Origin of the sequence: Candidatus Avelusimicrobium faecicola, assembly GCA_900540405.1 — a bacterium.
In the GTDB taxonomy this organism is placed as follows: domain Bacteria; phylum Elusimicrobiota; class Elusimicrobia; order Elusimicrobiales; family Elusimicrobiaceae; genus Avelusimicrobium; species Avelusimicrobium faecicola.
Map to the genome: position 1 here is coordinate 1 of UQFW01000010.1, position 14,410 is coordinate 14,410.

15 protein-coding genes are annotated in these 14,410 nt (G+C 50.6%); 6 read left to right on the forward strand and 9 right to left on the reverse strand.

Annotation, left to right across the window (positions count from 1 at the left end):
* Positions 1 to 6: 6 nt before the first annotated feature.
* The 4 genes from ACQY18_RS01810 to ACQY18_RS01825 are packed head-to-tail and all read right to left on the reverse strand — an operon-like array spanning position 7 to position 4,951.
* A complete protein-coding gene (locus tag ACQY18_RS01810) occupies positions 7 to 1,332 on the reverse strand; it encodes a tetratricopeptide repeat protein (RefSeq protein WP_428038620.1) in 1,326 nt (441 codons plus the stop codon).
* Positions 1,307 to 2,125 (reverse strand): phytoene/squalene synthase family protein, encoded by an 819-nt coding sequence (locus tag ACQY18_RS01815; protein ID WP_428038621.1) that lies wholly within the window; start codon positions 2,123 to 2,125, stop codon positions 1,307 to 1,309. Before ACQY18_RS01815 ends, ACQY18_RS01810 begins: the two co-directional genes overlap by 26 nt.
* 3 nt (positions 2,126 to 2,128) lie before the next feature.
* Positions 2,129 to 2,965: a pantothenate kinase gene (locus tag ACQY18_RS01820; RefSeq protein WP_428038622.1), complete on the reverse strand. Its 837-nt coding sequence runs from the start codon at positions 2,963 to 2,965 to the stop codon at positions 2,129 to 2,131.
* A 9-nt stretch (positions 2,966 to 2,974) separates the two neighbouring features.
* Complete coding sequence (locus ACQY18_RS01825) at positions 2,975 to 4,951, reverse strand: M3 family metallopeptidase (RefSeq protein ID WP_428038623.1); 1,977 nt, start codon at positions 4,949 to 4,951, stop codon at positions 2,975 to 2,977.
* Positions 4,952 to 5,177: 226 nt separating this feature from the next.
* Here ACQY18_RS01825 and ACQY18_RS01830 point away from each other — a divergent pair, with 226 nt between their 5' ends.
* Both ACQY18_RS01830 and speB read left to right on the forward strand, forming a co-directional pair.
* Positions 5,178 to 5,732, forward strand: coding sequence for a pyruvoyl-dependent arginine decarboxylase (locus ACQY18_RS01830; RefSeq protein ID WP_176776999.1), 555 nt, complete (start codon positions 5,178 to 5,180; stop codon positions 5,730 to 5,732).
* 17 nt (positions 5,733 to 5,749) lie between these two features.
* Complete coding sequence (speB, locus tag ACQY18_RS01835) at positions 5,750 to 6,622, forward strand: agmatinase (protein WP_428038624.1); 873 nt, start codon at positions 5,750 to 5,752, stop codon at positions 6,620 to 6,622.
* 141 nt (positions 6,623 to 6,763) lie between these two features.
* On the opposite strand, the gene ACQY18_RS01840 is transcribed toward speB, so the two are convergent.
* The 5 genes from ACQY18_RS01840 to ACQY18_RS01860 form a co-directional block, all read right to left on the reverse strand.
* Complete coding sequence (locus tag ACQY18_RS01840; protein WP_428038625.1) at positions 6,764 to 7,669, reverse strand: ankyrin repeat domain-containing protein; 906 nt, start codon at positions 7,667 to 7,669, stop codon at positions 6,764 to 6,766.
* A 125-nt stretch (positions 7,670 to 7,794) separates the two neighbouring features.
* Positions 7,795 to 8,940 carry a tetratricopeptide repeat protein gene (locus ACQY18_RS01845; protein ID WP_428038626.1) on the reverse strand — a complete coding sequence of 382 codons (1,146 nt, stop codon included), beginning with the start codon at positions 8,938 to 8,940 and terminating at the stop codon, positions 7,795 to 7,797.
* Between the two features lie 41 nt (positions 8,941 to 8,981).
* Positions 8,982 to 10,271, reverse strand: a complete 1,290-nt coding sequence (serS, locus tag ACQY18_RS01850) for a serine--tRNA ligase (protein WP_428038627.1) — start codon at positions 10,269 to 10,271, stop codon at positions 8,982 to 8,984.
* A gap of 10 nt (positions 10,272 to 10,281) precedes the next feature.
* The gene (locus ACQY18_RS01855; RefSeq protein WP_176776937.1) at positions 10,282 to 10,536 is read right to left on the reverse strand and encodes a hypothetical protein; all 255 of its coding nucleotides are present in this window, start codon (positions 10,534 to 10,536) and stop codon (positions 10,282 to 10,284) included.
* On the reverse strand, positions 10,533 to 11,207 hold the full coding sequence (locus ACQY18_RS01860) for a CsgG/HfaB family protein (RefSeq protein ID WP_428038628.1): 675 nt from the start codon (positions 11,205 to 11,207) through the stop codon (positions 10,533 to 10,535). The genes ACQY18_RS01855 and ACQY18_RS01860 overlap by 4 nt, the downstream gene beginning before the upstream one ends.
* 72 nt (positions 11,208 to 11,279) lie before the next feature.
* Here ACQY18_RS01860 and ACQY18_RS01865 point away from each other — a divergent pair, with 72 nt between their 5' ends.
* The 4 genes from ACQY18_RS01865 (at position 11,280) to ACQY18_RS01880 (ending at position 14,372) form a co-directional block, all read left to right on the forward strand.
* Complete coding sequence (locus tag ACQY18_RS01865; RefSeq protein WP_428038629.1) at positions 11,280 to 11,870, forward strand: KdsC family phosphatase; 591 nt, start codon at positions 11,280 to 11,282, stop codon at positions 11,868 to 11,870.
* Between the two features lie 63 nt (positions 11,871 to 11,933).
* Positions 11,934 to 12,584 (forward strand): outer membrane protein, encoded by a 651-nt coding sequence (locus tag ACQY18_RS01870; RefSeq protein ID WP_428038630.1) that lies wholly within the window; start codon positions 11,934 to 11,936, stop codon positions 12,582 to 12,584.
* Between the two features lie 110 nt (positions 12,585 to 12,694).
* A complete protein-coding gene (locus ACQY18_RS01875) occupies positions 12,695 to 13,324 on the forward strand; it encodes an MgtC/SapB family protein (protein WP_176776941.1) in 630 nt (209 codons plus the stop codon).
* Positions 13,325 to 13,334: 10 nt separating this feature from the next.
* Positions 13,335 to 14,372, forward strand: coding sequence for a DegT/DnrJ/EryC1/StrS family aminotransferase (locus tag ACQY18_RS01880; protein WP_428038631.1), 1,038 nt, complete (start codon positions 13,335 to 13,337; stop codon positions 14,370 to 14,372).
* Positions 14,373 to 14,410: the final 38 nt, after the last annotated feature.

Consider the following 14,410-nt stretch of genomic DNA (forward strand, 5'->3'; position numbering starts at 1 on the left):
GTTATCCTACTCCCACATATTGCCGTCGGCCGCACACACCGCATAATCATACATCTGATACATCTCCACCACCCCATTGGACGGCACTTTCACCCGCGGGTTGCGTTTGGCCTGCGCCACCATAATATAATAATACGGAACGGCCTTTTTTTCATCATTAGAGCGCGTTAAAATAAAATACCGTTGGTATTTTTTGGTAATGGGCAAGATATACAACCCCATTTTACTACGCAATGTATCCAGGGAGCATTTCGTTTGGTTTTCAATCATTTTCAGTTCAGAGCGGGAAATTTCCATATATCCGGCGGACTCCAGCTCCTGGGCGCGGCGATTGGCTTTTTCCAAATACGCCTGTGTAGGAGGCACCGCTTCCCGCGGCAACAAAAACGCTTTGTGGTGTTGGAGAACCTCGGAATAGGCATGAAAACCGCTGTCCGTAAGGGTGCTGTCTTTATTAAAAATGCGTGCGCCTTTCATATCCCGTAAATCAAACACTTCCTGCATGGGAACCCCTGCTTTTTGGAACGCCGCAATAGCATCTTGCCCGATTTGCTTTTGGAGCGCCTTATAACCGGCCAGCGTAAGCACTTCGCGCGAAAAAGCGCTGTTGCGGTATAATTCCACCACATAGCCGGCGGGAATTCTGCCGAATTTGTTTTTCAGGTATTCCACCCCTTTTAACTGTTCTGCCCGGTGGATTTGCGCAAACAGTTTGCGGTCCTCGTCGGTCAGTTCTTTCTTTTCCGGGGCGATAGCATAGCGCTGTTTTAAGGCGTCTAAAATTTCGTCATCGGTCAGGTAGTCCGGCTCCAAATTAATCAGCCGTTTGCGGGCCACCAGGTTGAGCGGCTCCACCGCCAAGGCGGAGCGGTACGCTTCGGAGGCGCCTAATTTATCCCCCAAATACTCCGTAATGACCCCTTTGCCCACCAGGGAATTAACATTCGCCACGTTGTACGTTAGGGACCGTTCATACAGGGCCAGGGCCTCTTTATATTGTTGGCGTTTTAAGGCAATATCCCCCAACATAGAATAAGTATAAGACAAATAAGGGGACGTGCGCCCCAACTGCCCCAGGGCCGCGCGGAATTGCTTATCCGCACCGGATAAATCGTCCTGCGTTAAAAGGACCCCGGCCAAAGAAAGGCGGGCATCCACATTACGCGCATCCAATTTCATACAGCGGGTGAACGTGTCCTGCGCGGCCAAATAATTGCGGGCGGCAAACTGTTTTTTGCCCTGCACCATACAATCATCAATGGCCGCCCCCCAGCACACGGTGGAAAGGGCCGTCAGCAAAGTGACATTAAGATAAGCGGTTAAATAGCGCATAAACGATAATTTTTATTTTTTCAAAACGGGTTAATTTTATTTTTTTATCAAACTTAAATCCCGCTGCCTCTATTTTAGCAAGATTTGCACGGTAAACGCACCCCATTATGCGGCAAGGCAAGGCTTTACGCCACGCAACGGTGCTTAAAACGGCTTGCGCTTGCGTGTAATACGCTTTGGAAATTTCCGCCATTTCCCGCAACGCTTGCGCCAGTTTTTCCGGCCGGGTATTTTGCAAAACGTCCTGTGGGGTAAGGCCGTATTTGCCCAATAAATCCGCCGGCAGATACACCCGCCCGGCGGCGGCGTCCTCGTGAACGTCACGCACAATGTTGGTGGTTTGTACGGCAAACCCCAAACTGCGGGCCAGGTTATCCGCCTTGGAGCCTTTGACGCCCAAAATATCCAGCGTTGCCAACCCCACAATGCCCGCCACGCGGTATAAATACCATTCCAACTCCGCAAGCGTGGCATAACGGCGGCCCTGCAAATCGGCCTCCATGCCCTCTATCAGCAGTAAAAATCGGTCCGGCAACATCCCAAAAGTTTGCGCCGCCTGCGCCATATCCCGCCCCAGTTGCGTTTGCGGTTTCCCTTGAAAAACCCGCTCGGTTTCGGCCCGCCAAAAATTTAATTGGCCTTGCGGGTCCGGCACGTTGGGCTCGTCGGCAATATCGTCCATCAGGCGGCAAAAAGCATAATACACCGCCAAGGCTTGCCGGCGGGAACTATCCAAAAACAAAAACGCCGGGCCGAAACTGGATTTTTTATAAGATGCTTTATCCGCCTGCATGGTTTACCCCTTATGCACAGCCGTTATGTAAGAAAGCGCCGCCCCCGTAGCTGTGGCATAAATAGCGTTGGGCGGGATAATAAAATTCACTTTGTGCATTTTTTGCAGGGCCTCAAAAACGTGTTTGGCATACGGCACTTGCGTAAGCGTGCCGGTTAAAATAACGTCTTTTACTTTATCGTTGCGGCAGGCAAAAACAGCCATCATACCAATCGTTTGAAAGGTCATATTCAAAATGCCCAGTGTAATATCCTGCGCGGTGGCGCCGTCGGCCATTTTGCCAAAGTTAGAGGCGGTAGTATCCGGCGGCAACGTGGCAATCACGCCTTTGCTGATGTCTTCTATATTCAGGTCCACCCGGCCCAACTGGCCGCCGCGGCTCATTTCCACCACCGTACGGAACGAAGTAGCCCCGCACAATTTACTGCACAACCCCAGCACCGTGCCGCCGCCCACACCGGAGCCGCCGATATGCACACTGCCGTTTTGCCCGGCCCGCACAAAGGCCGTGCCGGTGCCCATGCTTACAATCAGCCCTTCCTTTTTGCCGGAAAGGGCCAACCCGCCCAGGCCGATAGCTTCAAACTCGTTCACCGTGCGGGTGGGAATACCGTAAACATCTTTGGTAAATAAAGAGGCCCCCACCCCGGTTAAAATAATTTGGCACACGTCTGTCAGCGCCAGGTTGTTTTCGTTAATAAATTTTCCCAACGCGCCATAGGCCGACGTCAGCGGGTCCGCCGCTTCCACCTTGCCCATGGCTATCAGCGTTCCGTCGGCCTGATAGCCCACAATTTTAGTGGTAGAACCGCCCACATCAATCCCAATCACCACATTCATAAAAAGCTCCTATTTGCTCAAACCGATAGATTTTAAGAACGGCTTATTAGACGTTTTGCGCCCTAAAAAGTTTTTAACCATGGTTTCTTCGTCCAGCGTGCCGCCGCGTTCCAATACTTCCCGGCGGAATTTAAGCCCGGTTTGATTATTATGCAAACCTGTTTTGGCAAATTCGCCAAAAAAGTCTTCGGCAATCACTTCGGACCACAAATAACCGTAATAGCCGGCATCATACCCGCCCATTAAGTGCCCGAAAGCCGCCTGCGGAATAGTGCCCGGCGTAAGCGGCAGGCCGCGTACTTTTTTGGTTAAATCAAAATACAATTTGGTGGAATCCGGCGTGCGGGCGCGGGTGTGCAAAACCATATCGTACTGGGCAAAAAAGTTCTGCCGCAAATACTGCCCGCCGGCCCCGTAATTTTTGGCCGCCAGCATACGCTCAATCAAATCGTCCGGCAACGCTTCGCCTGTTTTATAGTGGCGGCTGATAGATTTTAAGACCGTTTTATCCCACGCCCACCGCTCTAACATCTGGCTGGGCACTTCCACAAAATCCCCGCTTACGTTCGTGCCGGAAAGGGCCGAATATTTGGCCTTGGTCAGCGCGTTATGCAGTACATGGCCGAACTCGTGGAACAGGGTTTCCACTTCGCCGTGTTTAAGTAAAGAGGGGGTTTCTTGGGAGGGTTTATTCATATTGGCTACAATCGCCACAAACGGTTTTTGGTAGGTGCCGTCCGGCTTTTGTTCGCCGGAGACCAAATCAAAACAGGCGGCGTGTTTGTATTTGCCCTCGCGCGGGTATAAATCCATATAAAAATAGGCCAGTACCTCTTTGGTTTGCGCGTCCACAATTTTGAACGCTTTTACGTCCGCGTGCCAGGTGGGAATATCCGCCGGCTCAAACCCAATGCCAAACACCGTGCCGAATAACTCCAGCATACCGTCAATCACCACTTGGGACGGGAAATACTCTTTGATTTTTTCGCTGTCTAAATTTAAGTATTCCTTGCGGTATTTGTTGCTCCAATAGCCGCTTTCCCACGGGTATAAGGTGGAAACTTCCTGCCCGGTTTTTTGGGCTTTATAGGCCATTAATTCCCGGTCTTCTTTTTTGGCCATGGGCTTTAACTTTTTTTCTAAATCTTTTAAGAAATCAAACACGGCAGACGGCTTTTTGGCCATCCGGTTTTTAAGCCGCAAATCCGCATGGGTTTTGTAGCCCAGTAAATGCGCAATTTTGCGGCGCAGGGTGACGGTATCTTCCAGCAGTTTTACGTTTTCTTCCCCGCCGCGGCGGTTGTATTTATATTCTAATTGTTGGCGGGCGGAGGCGTCATCCGCATTGAGCATAAAAGGCACATAGTCCGGGTAGTCCAACGTCACCAGATAGCGGCCGTCGGTGGTTTTTTCCAGCTTATTAATATAATCGTCCCCGAGCCCGGCCAGTTGTTCGCGCGAAACCGTCAGCGGGTCTTTATATTCCTGCACGTTTTTATCAAACTTCATAATATATTCCGCTTTTTGTTTGTTGAGCGCCTTAAACACTTCCAAATCTTTATCGTTCAAATCCATACCGCTGTTTTTGAACCCGATAAGCATATCTTTAACCAGTTTGGCTTCTTCCCCTTGCAGGCGGGGTTTGGTGTCCGTATATTCCCGGATGGCGCGGTAAATATCGCGCCGGGTGGCTACGTCTACCATATATTGGCTGATTTGCATTTGCAGCTCCAGGGCCGCATCCCGGAAGGCTTTATCCGTGGATACATACGATAAAAAGCCGCTCATGCCCAACGCCTCGCCATAGCGGTCAAAGGCGCGCTCATAGCCTAAAATGGTGTTATCAAACGTGCGTTCCTGCGCCGGGATAGCCACCAGGGCCGCCAGGTCTTTTTCCAACTGTTTGCGGGCGGCGGCTTCGGCCGGGGCCAGGTCCTCCTTTTTATAATCAAAATGCAAAACGCCGTTTCTAAACATATTTTCCATACCGTTCACTCCTGCGGGCCACGCCCATACCAGCAAAATTAATAAAATTATTTTTGTTTTTTTCATTGGAATATATTACACTTATTGTATCGGTTTTGGAGCCTTTTGAAAAACAGCGCTTTTTAAGGCTCCGCCCACATAACAGTAAATAAAGGATTTTCCTTTCTTTATTTGTTATAATTTATATTATATTAATTCACAATAGGAATTAGTGGAAAAAATAAAAATGTACGAAGCGTTTGTACCCAAAGAGATATTCCTTACTAAAGGAATCGGCAGACACAAAGAAAAACTGGCCAGCTTTGAAGAAGCATTGAGAGATGCTAAAATTGCCAGCTTTAACTTGGTGCCTGTGTCCAGCATTTTCCCTCCCGGCTGCAAAACGGTGCCCGTGTCCACGGGCCTGAAAGAGCTGCACCCGGGCCAAATTCTGCATTGCGTAATCAGCAGAAACACCAGCAACGAATACCGCCGCTTGATTTCCGCGTCCGTCGGGTTGGCTATTCCTAAAGAAGGCCAAAAGACCCACGGGTACATCTCGGAACATCACAGCTTCGGTGAAACGGACAAACAAGCCGGCGACTATGCCGAAGATTTGGCCGCGCTCATGCTTTCTACCACCTTGGGTATTGAATTTGATAACAATACCACTTGGGACCAGAAAGAAGAAATCTGGAAAATGAGCGGCAAAATCGTCCGCACCACCAACATTACCCAATCCGCCATTTGCGTGGAAGGTATGTGGACCACCGTCGTCGCGGCTGCCGTATTTGTTAAATAACAAGCACCGGTAATATTGTGAGCGATAACGTACAAACTGATAAGTTTATGGGGCTAGAGAGCAAATACAGCTCTCTGCCCCTTTGTAAATTTGCGGTAGTGCCTGTACCGTTTGAAAAAACGGTTTGCTACGGGCACGGTACCGCCAAAGGCCCCGCAGCGGTTATAGAAGCCTCCACCCAAATTGAACTCTGGGACGAAGAAACCAAGACGGAAACTTGGGAGTTGGGCATCCACACCTGCCCTGCGGTAAACTGCAAAGGTTCCACCAACACGGTTTTTAAGAACATTGATAAAACCGTGCGGGATTTAATGCAGTACAAAGCAATCCCTTTTTACATCGGCGGGGAACACACCGTCACCCAGGCACTAGCTCAACCGTATATTGAAAAATATAAAAATTTGAGCATTTTGCACTTTGACGCCCATGCCGATTTGCGCGAAACCTTTGAAGGTACGCCCAAAAGCCATGCGTGCGCGTTGTACCCGGCCAGCCGCCAAGTACCGGTGGTGCAGGTGGGTATACGCAGTGTTGCCAGCGAAGAAAAACAATACTGCAACGCCGGCAAAGTGACCACGTTTTTAATGCACGAAAACCGGGACATTAAAAAATTAATCCCGCAAGTGCTTAAAAAACTGACGGACACCGTTTATTTAACCATTGACGTAGACGGCTTTGACCCCTCGGTCATTCCGGCTACGGGCACGCCGCAACCCGGCGGTTTTATGTGGTATGAAGCGCTGGACTTGTTCCGCGAAGTCATTAAGCATAAAAAAGTGGTGGCGGTGGACGTAGTGGAAGCCTGCCAACGCAAAGCGGATGTGATTACGGAATTTAACGTATCCAAATTAATCTACCGTTTAATGGGATATTTAGCCGTAAAGAAATAATTTAAGCCCGCTCTTAAGAGCGGGCTTTTTTATGGGTAAAAACACTATGCTGTCCGTAATTTTAGCTTGAGCCGGCCCTCCGGCGCGCAACTCCCCACAAAAAGCGGCTCAAAGATAGAAAAGACTTTTCATGTTTATAAATTATAATTGAGGGCACGGAATGGTGCTTCCGTCACTTTTGCGGATACTGCACTGGCCGGAACCGTGGCGCGCACGCGCCGCCGCCCGTTTGCGGGCCAAAACCGCCGCATATTCTTCCGCGCGCTTGCGTTCTTCTTCCTGTATCAGCTGTTGGGAAATATCGCTCCAGCCGGCCTTCATGGCGTAATAAGCGGCGGTATAACCGGCCTCATCCTGCCGGGTGGGGTCCGCCCCTAATAAAATTAAACTGGAGGTTAGTTTTTCGTTCCCGGCTTTTATAGCGGACACCAGCGGGGGTTCTTTCACGCCGTCACAACCGTTGACCGGCAAAATATTGCGGATAAGCAAAGAATCCACCACTGTTTGATTGGTGCTTTGCAACGCGGCCGGCCAAAAACATTGTTTGGCAAAATCCGGCTGCGCTTGCGCCACGGACAGCAATTCTTCCACCACGCGCTCATAAGGATTATGCACAATGGCTTCGTTCAAGGCTTGGTAAACATCTGCCGGCGCGGCATTCCCCGGCAACATAAAACGCAAAATTTCCGGGGTCATAATGCCGGCTTCTTCCACCCAGAGCGGGTGGCCGTCCGGCTGTACCTCGCCACGGTCGGCCCCGTTTTGTAATAAAAACGCCACACTGCGCGCATTACCGGCCTTAATAGCCACCAAAAGCGGGGTTTCCCCTTGTTCGTTCCGGGAGTTCGGGTCGGAGCCTTGTTCTAACAGTATGCGCATCCAGGACACATTCCCGGAGGCCGCGGCCTCGTGCAACGTGGCCGTAGGAACCACAATTTCCTGCTGGCTTTGGGCAGACGACTGCTGTTTGGCTCGGGATTTTTTACATCCGCCCGCCAAACAAACACACACTGCCAAAAAGACAACAAAAAGGAATTGCCGTTTCATAAATATACCTAATTAATGTTATCATACCCGGCGCGTGTTTTGCAAACTATAATTATTTTACAGGGGGCGCGCCCTAAAAAAGAGCCCGGCAATAACCGGGCCCCTCGCAGAAATACAACTAGCGTTTATAACGGCGGCAACGGCCCCGGGTCTTGCCCGGCAGGCAGTTGGTACGGATTTTTTAAGAGGGATTTTGCCAAATCGTCAAAGCCCCATTTATCCTTAAACGAAAGTACATATTTATACTGTTTAACGGCCAAATCCCGCTCGCCCAGTAAATCGTACACTTCGCCCAGGCGCAGTTCGTTCCAAAGCCCCCACCGGCTGACGGCCTGCGCTTTTAAGGCTTTGCGGCCTTGTTCAAACAGTTGGCGCGCCTGTGCATATTCCCCGCGCGCCATGGCCGCCGTACCCAACGCCGTATAAGCGCGGGAAATATAAATATCCTTATAAAAAGGGTCTTTACCAATTAAGCCCAAAAATTCCTGCGCCTGCCGGGTGACGGCGTCCAACTGCCCGGTTTCGTACAGGCAGATAATTTCCACATAGTGCATCAGCGGGTTTTTGGGATATTTGGCCCGTAATTGGCGGATATATTCCAACGATTTTTCCGGCGCGTAATACTTGCCGCCGCGCACGTTTTGGATTTCAATTAAAATCAGTTTGGAGCTGTCCGCCGTAAAAACGGCCTTTTCACGCGCCAGATTGAGCTGTTTTACGCCTTCGTCCGGGTTGCCTTTAATGGCCACTATTTTGGCCAAAATTTTAATGACCGCCGGCAACGTGCCCGCATAATACTGGTAAATGCCTAACCCAAAATACGCATCATAATAAGTGGGGTCCAGCGCCAGGGATTTTTCCAAATTGGCAATGGCTTTGCGCCCGGCAAAATAGGCGGTAATCCAGTTGCGGTTGCGCATATTGAACATAGCCCGCAAGCCGTACAGCGCGCCAATCCCCATATAACCGTTGGGGTCCTGCGGGTTTTTTTTCAGCCAGCGTTTAATGCCGGAAATAGAATCATCCAGTATTTGTTCAAACACTTTTTGCTGTTTTTCGTCGCTTTTTTCAAACTCGTACTCATAGCGGGACCAGGCAATCATGGCGTTGCCGAAGTGCGCAAAGGGGTGGTCCGGGTAGGCGGCAAACACTTTTTGGATGTTTTGCTCGGCTACGTCAAAATCCAAACTGTAAACGCCGTTAATGCCCTCGCGCGCTTGGGCGTACACTTCCGGCGGAAGTTTAATTTCCGCAAAAATTGGCGTGGCCATACAAGCCCACGCCAATAAAAAACATACCAAACGCCGGAACATTATTTTTTGGCCTCAATTTTGTCTTTGCCGAAATACGGGCGCAAAGCCGGCGGAATAATGACGGAACCGTCTTTTTGTTGGAAGTTTTCCAAAATGGCGGCAAACGTGCGGCCCACCGCCAAACCACTGCCGTTTAAGGTGTGGACATATTCCAGCTTGCCTTGGGCATTTTTGAAGCGCATACCCATCCGGCGGGCCTGGAAGTCCAAACAGTTGGAGCAGGAGGAAATTTCGCGGAAGCGGTTTTCGCTCGGCATCCACACTTCAATATCATACGTTTTGGCGGACGAAAACCCGATATCCCCGCTGCACAGTTCCACCACATGGTACGGAAGACCCAGTTCTTTCAAAATTTCCTGCGCATCAGACACCATAATTTCCAACATTTGGTAAGAATGTTCCGGCTTGGAAAGCATAACCAGTTCCACTTTATCAAACTGGTGGTTGCGGATTAAGCCGCGGGTATCTTTGCCGTAAGTGCCGGATTCCTTGCGGAAGCACGGCGTATAGGCCGTTAATTTAACCGGTAATTCCGCTTCCGCCAGTACGCGGGTGCGGTTGAGGTTCGTAAGCGGGATTTCGGCCGTGGAAATTAAAAATTGTTTCGGCTCGCCCGTCAATTCATACATATCTTCGCGGAATTTGGGCAGTTGGCCGGTCCCCAGTAAAATATCTTCGTTTACAATAACCGGGGGCAAAATTTCCTGGTAGCCTTTTTTGGCGTGCATATCCAACATAAAAGAGATAATCGCGCGTTCCAAGCGGGCGCCGTCCCCCTTAAACAAGGCAAAACGGCTGCCGGACAAAGCGGCCCCGGCGGCAAAATCCAAAATGCCCAAATTTTCGCCCACCGCTTGGTGGTCTAACGGCTTAAAATCAAAATGCGGCAGCGGAATGGTGCAGGGCAAGTATTCCGGGTTATCCGCGTCCGAAACGCCCACCGGGATATGCTCGTTGGGAATGTTGGGAATAGAGAGCAGGGCCTCGTTAATTTGTTTTTTAAGGGGTTCCAATTCCGCTTCTTTGGCGGCCATTTCTTCTTTTAATTTACCCACGGCGGCCATGGCTTCTTTGGCGGCTTCGTCGCCTTGTTCCTGCTTGATTTTGCCAATGCTTTTAGACATCTCGTTGCGTTTGGCACGCAGTTCTTCCACCCGGGCCAATACCGTTTTGTATTGGTCATACCGGGCCAGTACGTCATCAATTTGGGCGGCCAGTTCCGGCTTTCTTAAAGACAAACGTTTTTTTACTTCTTCAGGGTTTGCAACGATATACTTAATGTCTAACATAGATTACCTCTTATTCTTGTTCCAGTTGTATTAAATACGGCTCCGGGAAATACGGGCGGTACGGTTTTAAGTTGCGTGAGGCATATTCCACCCCCAACGAAACTAACAACCGCGCACTGACGGGCGCCACCGAACTTTGCGCCGCCACCAGTGCCGCCACCGTTAATACCGCCAAAACGGTGAGCGTCTTAAAAAAAATAAAAATGGCCTTTATGCACAATCGGGCGGACGCATCCGCCAGGCCGTATTGCCGCCGGTTCATCATTTTTGTAATTTAGCCAGCTCCTTGGTAAAACTCTTTACTAACCCCCGCGCCACATAATCCGCGGCGGATAAAGCACTGGAGCTTTCCGCATCATCCGAGCCAATCCAAACCACTTCGCCGGTTTCCACATCCACCAGTTTGGCTATTACGCCCACTTGTGCGTTAATGGTGTATTCCTGCGGGGCCGTTTGGCTGGAGTGCGATACCTGCGTGCCCACTTGGCGCGTATAGGCGGCATAAGAACCGTCCGGCATTTGCATTACGTCTTGCTTATATACGGGGCGGCTTTCCGTGCGGCGGGTGGACACCAGCGCCAGCTCCTTGCGGGTAGGCGTGTAGGAAGTCACTTCCCCCAACAGCAGTACATCCACCCCTAAAATCTGCCCGATTTGGCGGGTGGTTTCCGGCGATAAATAGCCGGATACCGCAATATTGTGTTCCTTGAGTACGCTTTCCAACTGGGCGCGCTCCACCACCTTAAACCCGGCGTTAATTAAATATTTGGCAAACAGGTTTTCCACCCCTTGCATGGACGACCAACTGCTCTCAAACGCCATTATCCCAATGCGGTTCATTCGGGTAAAGTCGTACGAGCGGCTAATCACCGTGCGCGGGGTACACCCGCAAGCCACCAGGCAAAAAGCTAAGAAACACAAACAAAATTTCCTCATATCTTCATTATATAATTTTTGCGCCGGGGCGCAGGAAAAGAAAAGTATAATATGTATATGAAGGAGTTTTACATGAACGAACAGTTGTTTAACCAAAAAGCCGGGCAAATCAAATTTTTTCTGACGGATGTAGACGGTGTAATGACGGACAGTTCTTTAAGTTTTTTTACGGATGAAGCCGGAAAAACACACGAAATTAAACATTTTGAATCGTTAGACGGCATGGGGCTGATGTTCCTAAAATACTGCGGTATCCGCACCGGGATTATCTCCCGCGGCAACAGCCCCACGCTGGAATTTTGGGCCAACATCTTAAATATGGACGTACTCTATTACAACGTGGCCGACAAGCAACGCGCCTTGAACGATTTACAAACCGTCTACCACATTACCCCGCAGGAAACCGCCTTTGTGGGGGATGATATTATAGACCTGGGCGTATTAAAGCGCGTGGGCCTGCCGTTAAGCGTGCTTAATGGAGTGGAAGAAACCAAACAGGCCGCCTTATATGTGACCCAAAAACACGGCGGGCACGGCGCCGTGCGGGAAATTGCCGAAAAAATCCTAAAGGCGCGCGGCCAATGGCAACAGGTGGTGCAGGATGTGGAAAGCGGCGTTTTTAAGTTGCCTTCCCCGCAACTGCGCATTGTGCGCGGCTTATAAATGTATTGTAAAAGATTTCCAAAACAGATACAATAAAATTACTTTATTACTACAAGGAGCTGTATGAAAAAATTAGTTTTGCTGTTTGTTTTAGCGGCTTTGCCCGCTGCCGCGTTTGCTAAAGACGCGTACGCCGAATATTACGGCTTGGAAGAATACGGCCTGCGCAACAATACCACCCGCGTAGAATTTTACGGCGGCGTGGCCGAACCCCAAGACAACTGGGACCACAACGGCCAGACGATAGAAATCGGCAAGACCGGGTTTTCTGCCGGGTTGGCGTTTGTGCGCAACATCGGTTCTTATTTATCCGTTGGGTTGGATGGGAACTACTCCGGCTTTGCCACCAGCGATAAGTTCAACGCCGGTGCGCAACAGGCCAAATATAACTCCGGCATTGCCACGGGCATGATTATCGGGCGGCTCAATTTGTTTCCGTCCCAACCTACCCGCTTGTATGCCACCGCCGGTGCCGGTGTGGGCCACATGTTCACGCGCGAAAAATGGGACGACGGCTCCCACGATACCGTCAACAGCACCAGCTGGGCCGGTATGCTTGGCGCAGGGTTGGAATTTGATATTGACGACTCTGTGATTTTTGGGGTGGAAGGCCGCTACAACTTGATTGATTTGCAAAGCAAATACAGCGACGCCTTCGGCAAAAGCCGCTACCACTTTTTAAGCGCTATGCTTAAAATCGGTTGCCGTTTTTAAGCCCGTCAAACACTCTGTTTACCGCCGCCCCATAAAAAGGGCGGCGTTTTTTTTGGCCCGGGCGGCGCGTTCCTGTTGCGCTCCCGGTGCGCGTTTGCTATGATACATTTATGGAAGATATTTTAACCAAAGTGGTTTTATCCTTAATTTTAGGCGGGGTACTGGGTATGGAACGCCAATACCACGATAAACCCGCCGGCTATGCCACCAACTGTTTGATTTGTTTGGGGGCCACCTTATTTACCATACTTTCCCAATACATGGGCAACCAAGGGGGCGACCCCGGCCGTATTGCCGCCCAAATAGTGACCGGCGTGGGGTTTATCGGCGCAGGCTCCATTTTGCGTGACGGAAATAAAATTTCCGGCCTGACCACCGCCGCCGGAGTGTGGTTGGTGGCGGCTATCGGCATGGCGGTAGGATATGGGGAATATGTGTTGGCCTCCGTATTTGCTTCTTCCATTATGCTGGTGCAGTTGGGTGTGCGCAAAACCATCAAACTGCTGGAATTTGTTAAACATTACGACACGATTTATCTGGTCTGCACCCCCAAATGGGCGGTGGTGGACGATATTTGCCGCAAAATTGAACGGCAGCATATTTCCATCCTCAAACAAGAAGTGACCAAACAGGACAATTTTTTTGCCGTATCCATTACGGCTACTTTTACAGGACGGGAATTTTACAAAATTACCAAAGAATTATTAGAAATGCCGGATGTAAAATCCCTTTATAAATAGGAGCGCCTTTATGGCCGATGACCGTATACCGCTGACTAATATTCCCTTACAATATCAACCTTTTTTGCCTGCTTTGCAGGCCGCCGTACAATCCCCCGCAACGGACAACTCCGTGATTACCCGGTTTGAAAACACCTTTGCCGATTTAATGGGCGTAGATAACGCCCTGGCCTGCGCCGGGCCGGAAGCCGCCCTGCAACTGGCCGTTGAAGCCGCCGGTATTCAACCCGGGGATGAAATTATTACTTCGCCTTTCAACCGTTTAACGCACGCCCTGCCACATATTTCCTGGGTGTTTGCGGACGTATGCGCGGACACCTTAAACCTGGACGCGCACGACGTAGAACGCCACCTGACCAAAAAAACAAAAGCCATGATGCCTATGCATACATTCGGCTATCCGGCCGATATGGAAGCCCTCATGCACCTGGCGAACGAACACGGTTTGCAAGTGTTTGAAAACTGCGTACAAGCCCCGCTGGCGCAGGCCGACGGCGTGCGGGTGGGCAGTATCGGCGATATGGGTATTTTTGGCTTTACCCCGGCCGTGGCATTGGGGCAAAATACGCCCGCCGGATGTTTGATTACCAACGACGGCGCTTTGGCGCAAAAAGCCCGGCAAATTTTGGCGCAAAAAGTGTCCCTTCAAATGCCCGCCACGCAGGCCGCGCTGCTGCAAGCGCTCGTGCCGCAAGCCGTAGAAAACTGGATTGAAAACCGCCAAAAAGCGGCCGCCTGGTACGAAGAAGAACTGGCCGGCGTGCCGGTGCAGAGGCCGCCTGTTCCTCCGGCGGAAGTAAACCCCACTTATACCGCGTACGCCTTGCGCACGGAACGCGCGGAAGAATTAGTGGCTTTTTTGGCGAAACACCATATAGAGGCCGCCTTGGCGTTTGCCGGGTTTTCCATCCCGGACAGTTTGCCCTGCGCCCGCCACGCGCAAAAAGAAACGCTTTTACTGCCCATGTTCCCGGATATTACCCCGGAACAAGTGGAGCGCGTTTGCGGCGCCGTGCGTGATTTTTACGAAGAAGACGCCACCTTATAAACCAAAACCCGCCTGCCCGGCGGGTTTTTTACGTTCAG

What these genes read in the sequence shown, in the direction of transcription:
- ACQY18_RS01810 (WP_428038620.1), bottom strand. Translation starts at nt 1,332, where the DNA reads ATGCGCTATTTAACCGCTTATCTTAATGTCACTTTGCTGACGGCCCTT.
- ACQY18_RS01815 (WP_428038621.1), bottom strand. Translation starts at nt 2,125, where the DNA reads ATGCAGGCGGATAAAGCATCTTATAAAAAATCCAGTTTCGGCCCGGCG.
- ACQY18_RS01820 (WP_428038622.1), bottom strand. Translation starts at nt 2,965, where the DNA reads ATGAATGTGGTGATTGGGATTGATGTGGGCGGTTCTACCACTAAAATT.
- ACQY18_RS01825 (WP_428038623.1), bottom strand. Translation starts at nt 4,951, where the DNA reads ATGGAAAATATGTTTAGAAACGGCGTTTTGCATTTTGATTATAAAAAG.
- ACQY18_RS01830 (WP_176776999.1), top strand. Translation starts at nt 5,178, where the DNA reads ATGTACGAAGCGTTTGTACCCAAAGAGATATTCCTTACTAAAGGAATC.
- ACQY18_RS01840 (WP_428038625.1), bottom strand. Translation starts at nt 7,669, where the DNA reads ATGAAACGGCAATTCCTTTTTGTTGTCTTTTTGGCAGTGTGTGTTTGT.
- ACQY18_RS01845 (WP_428038626.1), bottom strand. Translation starts at nt 8,940, where the DNA reads ATGGCCACGCCAATTTTTGCGGAAATTAAACTTCCGCCGGAAGTGTAC.
- serS (WP_428038627.1), bottom strand. Translation starts at nt 10,271, where the DNA reads ATGTTAGACATTAAGTATATCGTTGCAAACCCTGAAGAAGTAAAAAAA.
- ACQY18_RS01855 (WP_176776937.1), bottom strand. Translation starts at nt 10,536, where the DNA reads ATGATGAACCGGCGGCAATACGGCCTGGCGGATGCGTCCGCCCGATTG.
- ACQY18_RS01860 (WP_428038628.1), bottom strand. Translation starts at nt 11,207, where the DNA reads ATGAGGAAATTTTGTTTGTGTTTCTTAGCTTTTTGCCTGGTGGCTTGC.
- ACQY18_RS01865 (WP_428038629.1), top strand. Translation starts at nt 11,280, where the DNA reads ATGAACGAACAGTTGTTTAACCAAAAAGCCGGGCAAATCAAATTTTTT.
- ACQY18_RS01870 (WP_428038630.1), top strand. Translation starts at nt 11,934, where the DNA reads ATGAAAAAATTAGTTTTGCTGTTTGTTTTAGCGGCTTTGCCCGCTGCC.
- ACQY18_RS01875 (WP_176776941.1), top strand. Translation starts at nt 12,695, where the DNA reads ATGGAAGATATTTTAACCAAAGTGGTTTTATCCTTAATTTTAGGCGGG.
- ACQY18_RS01880 (WP_428038631.1), top strand. Translation starts at nt 13,335, where the DNA reads ATGGCCGATGACCGTATACCGCTGACTAATATTCCCTTACAATATCAA.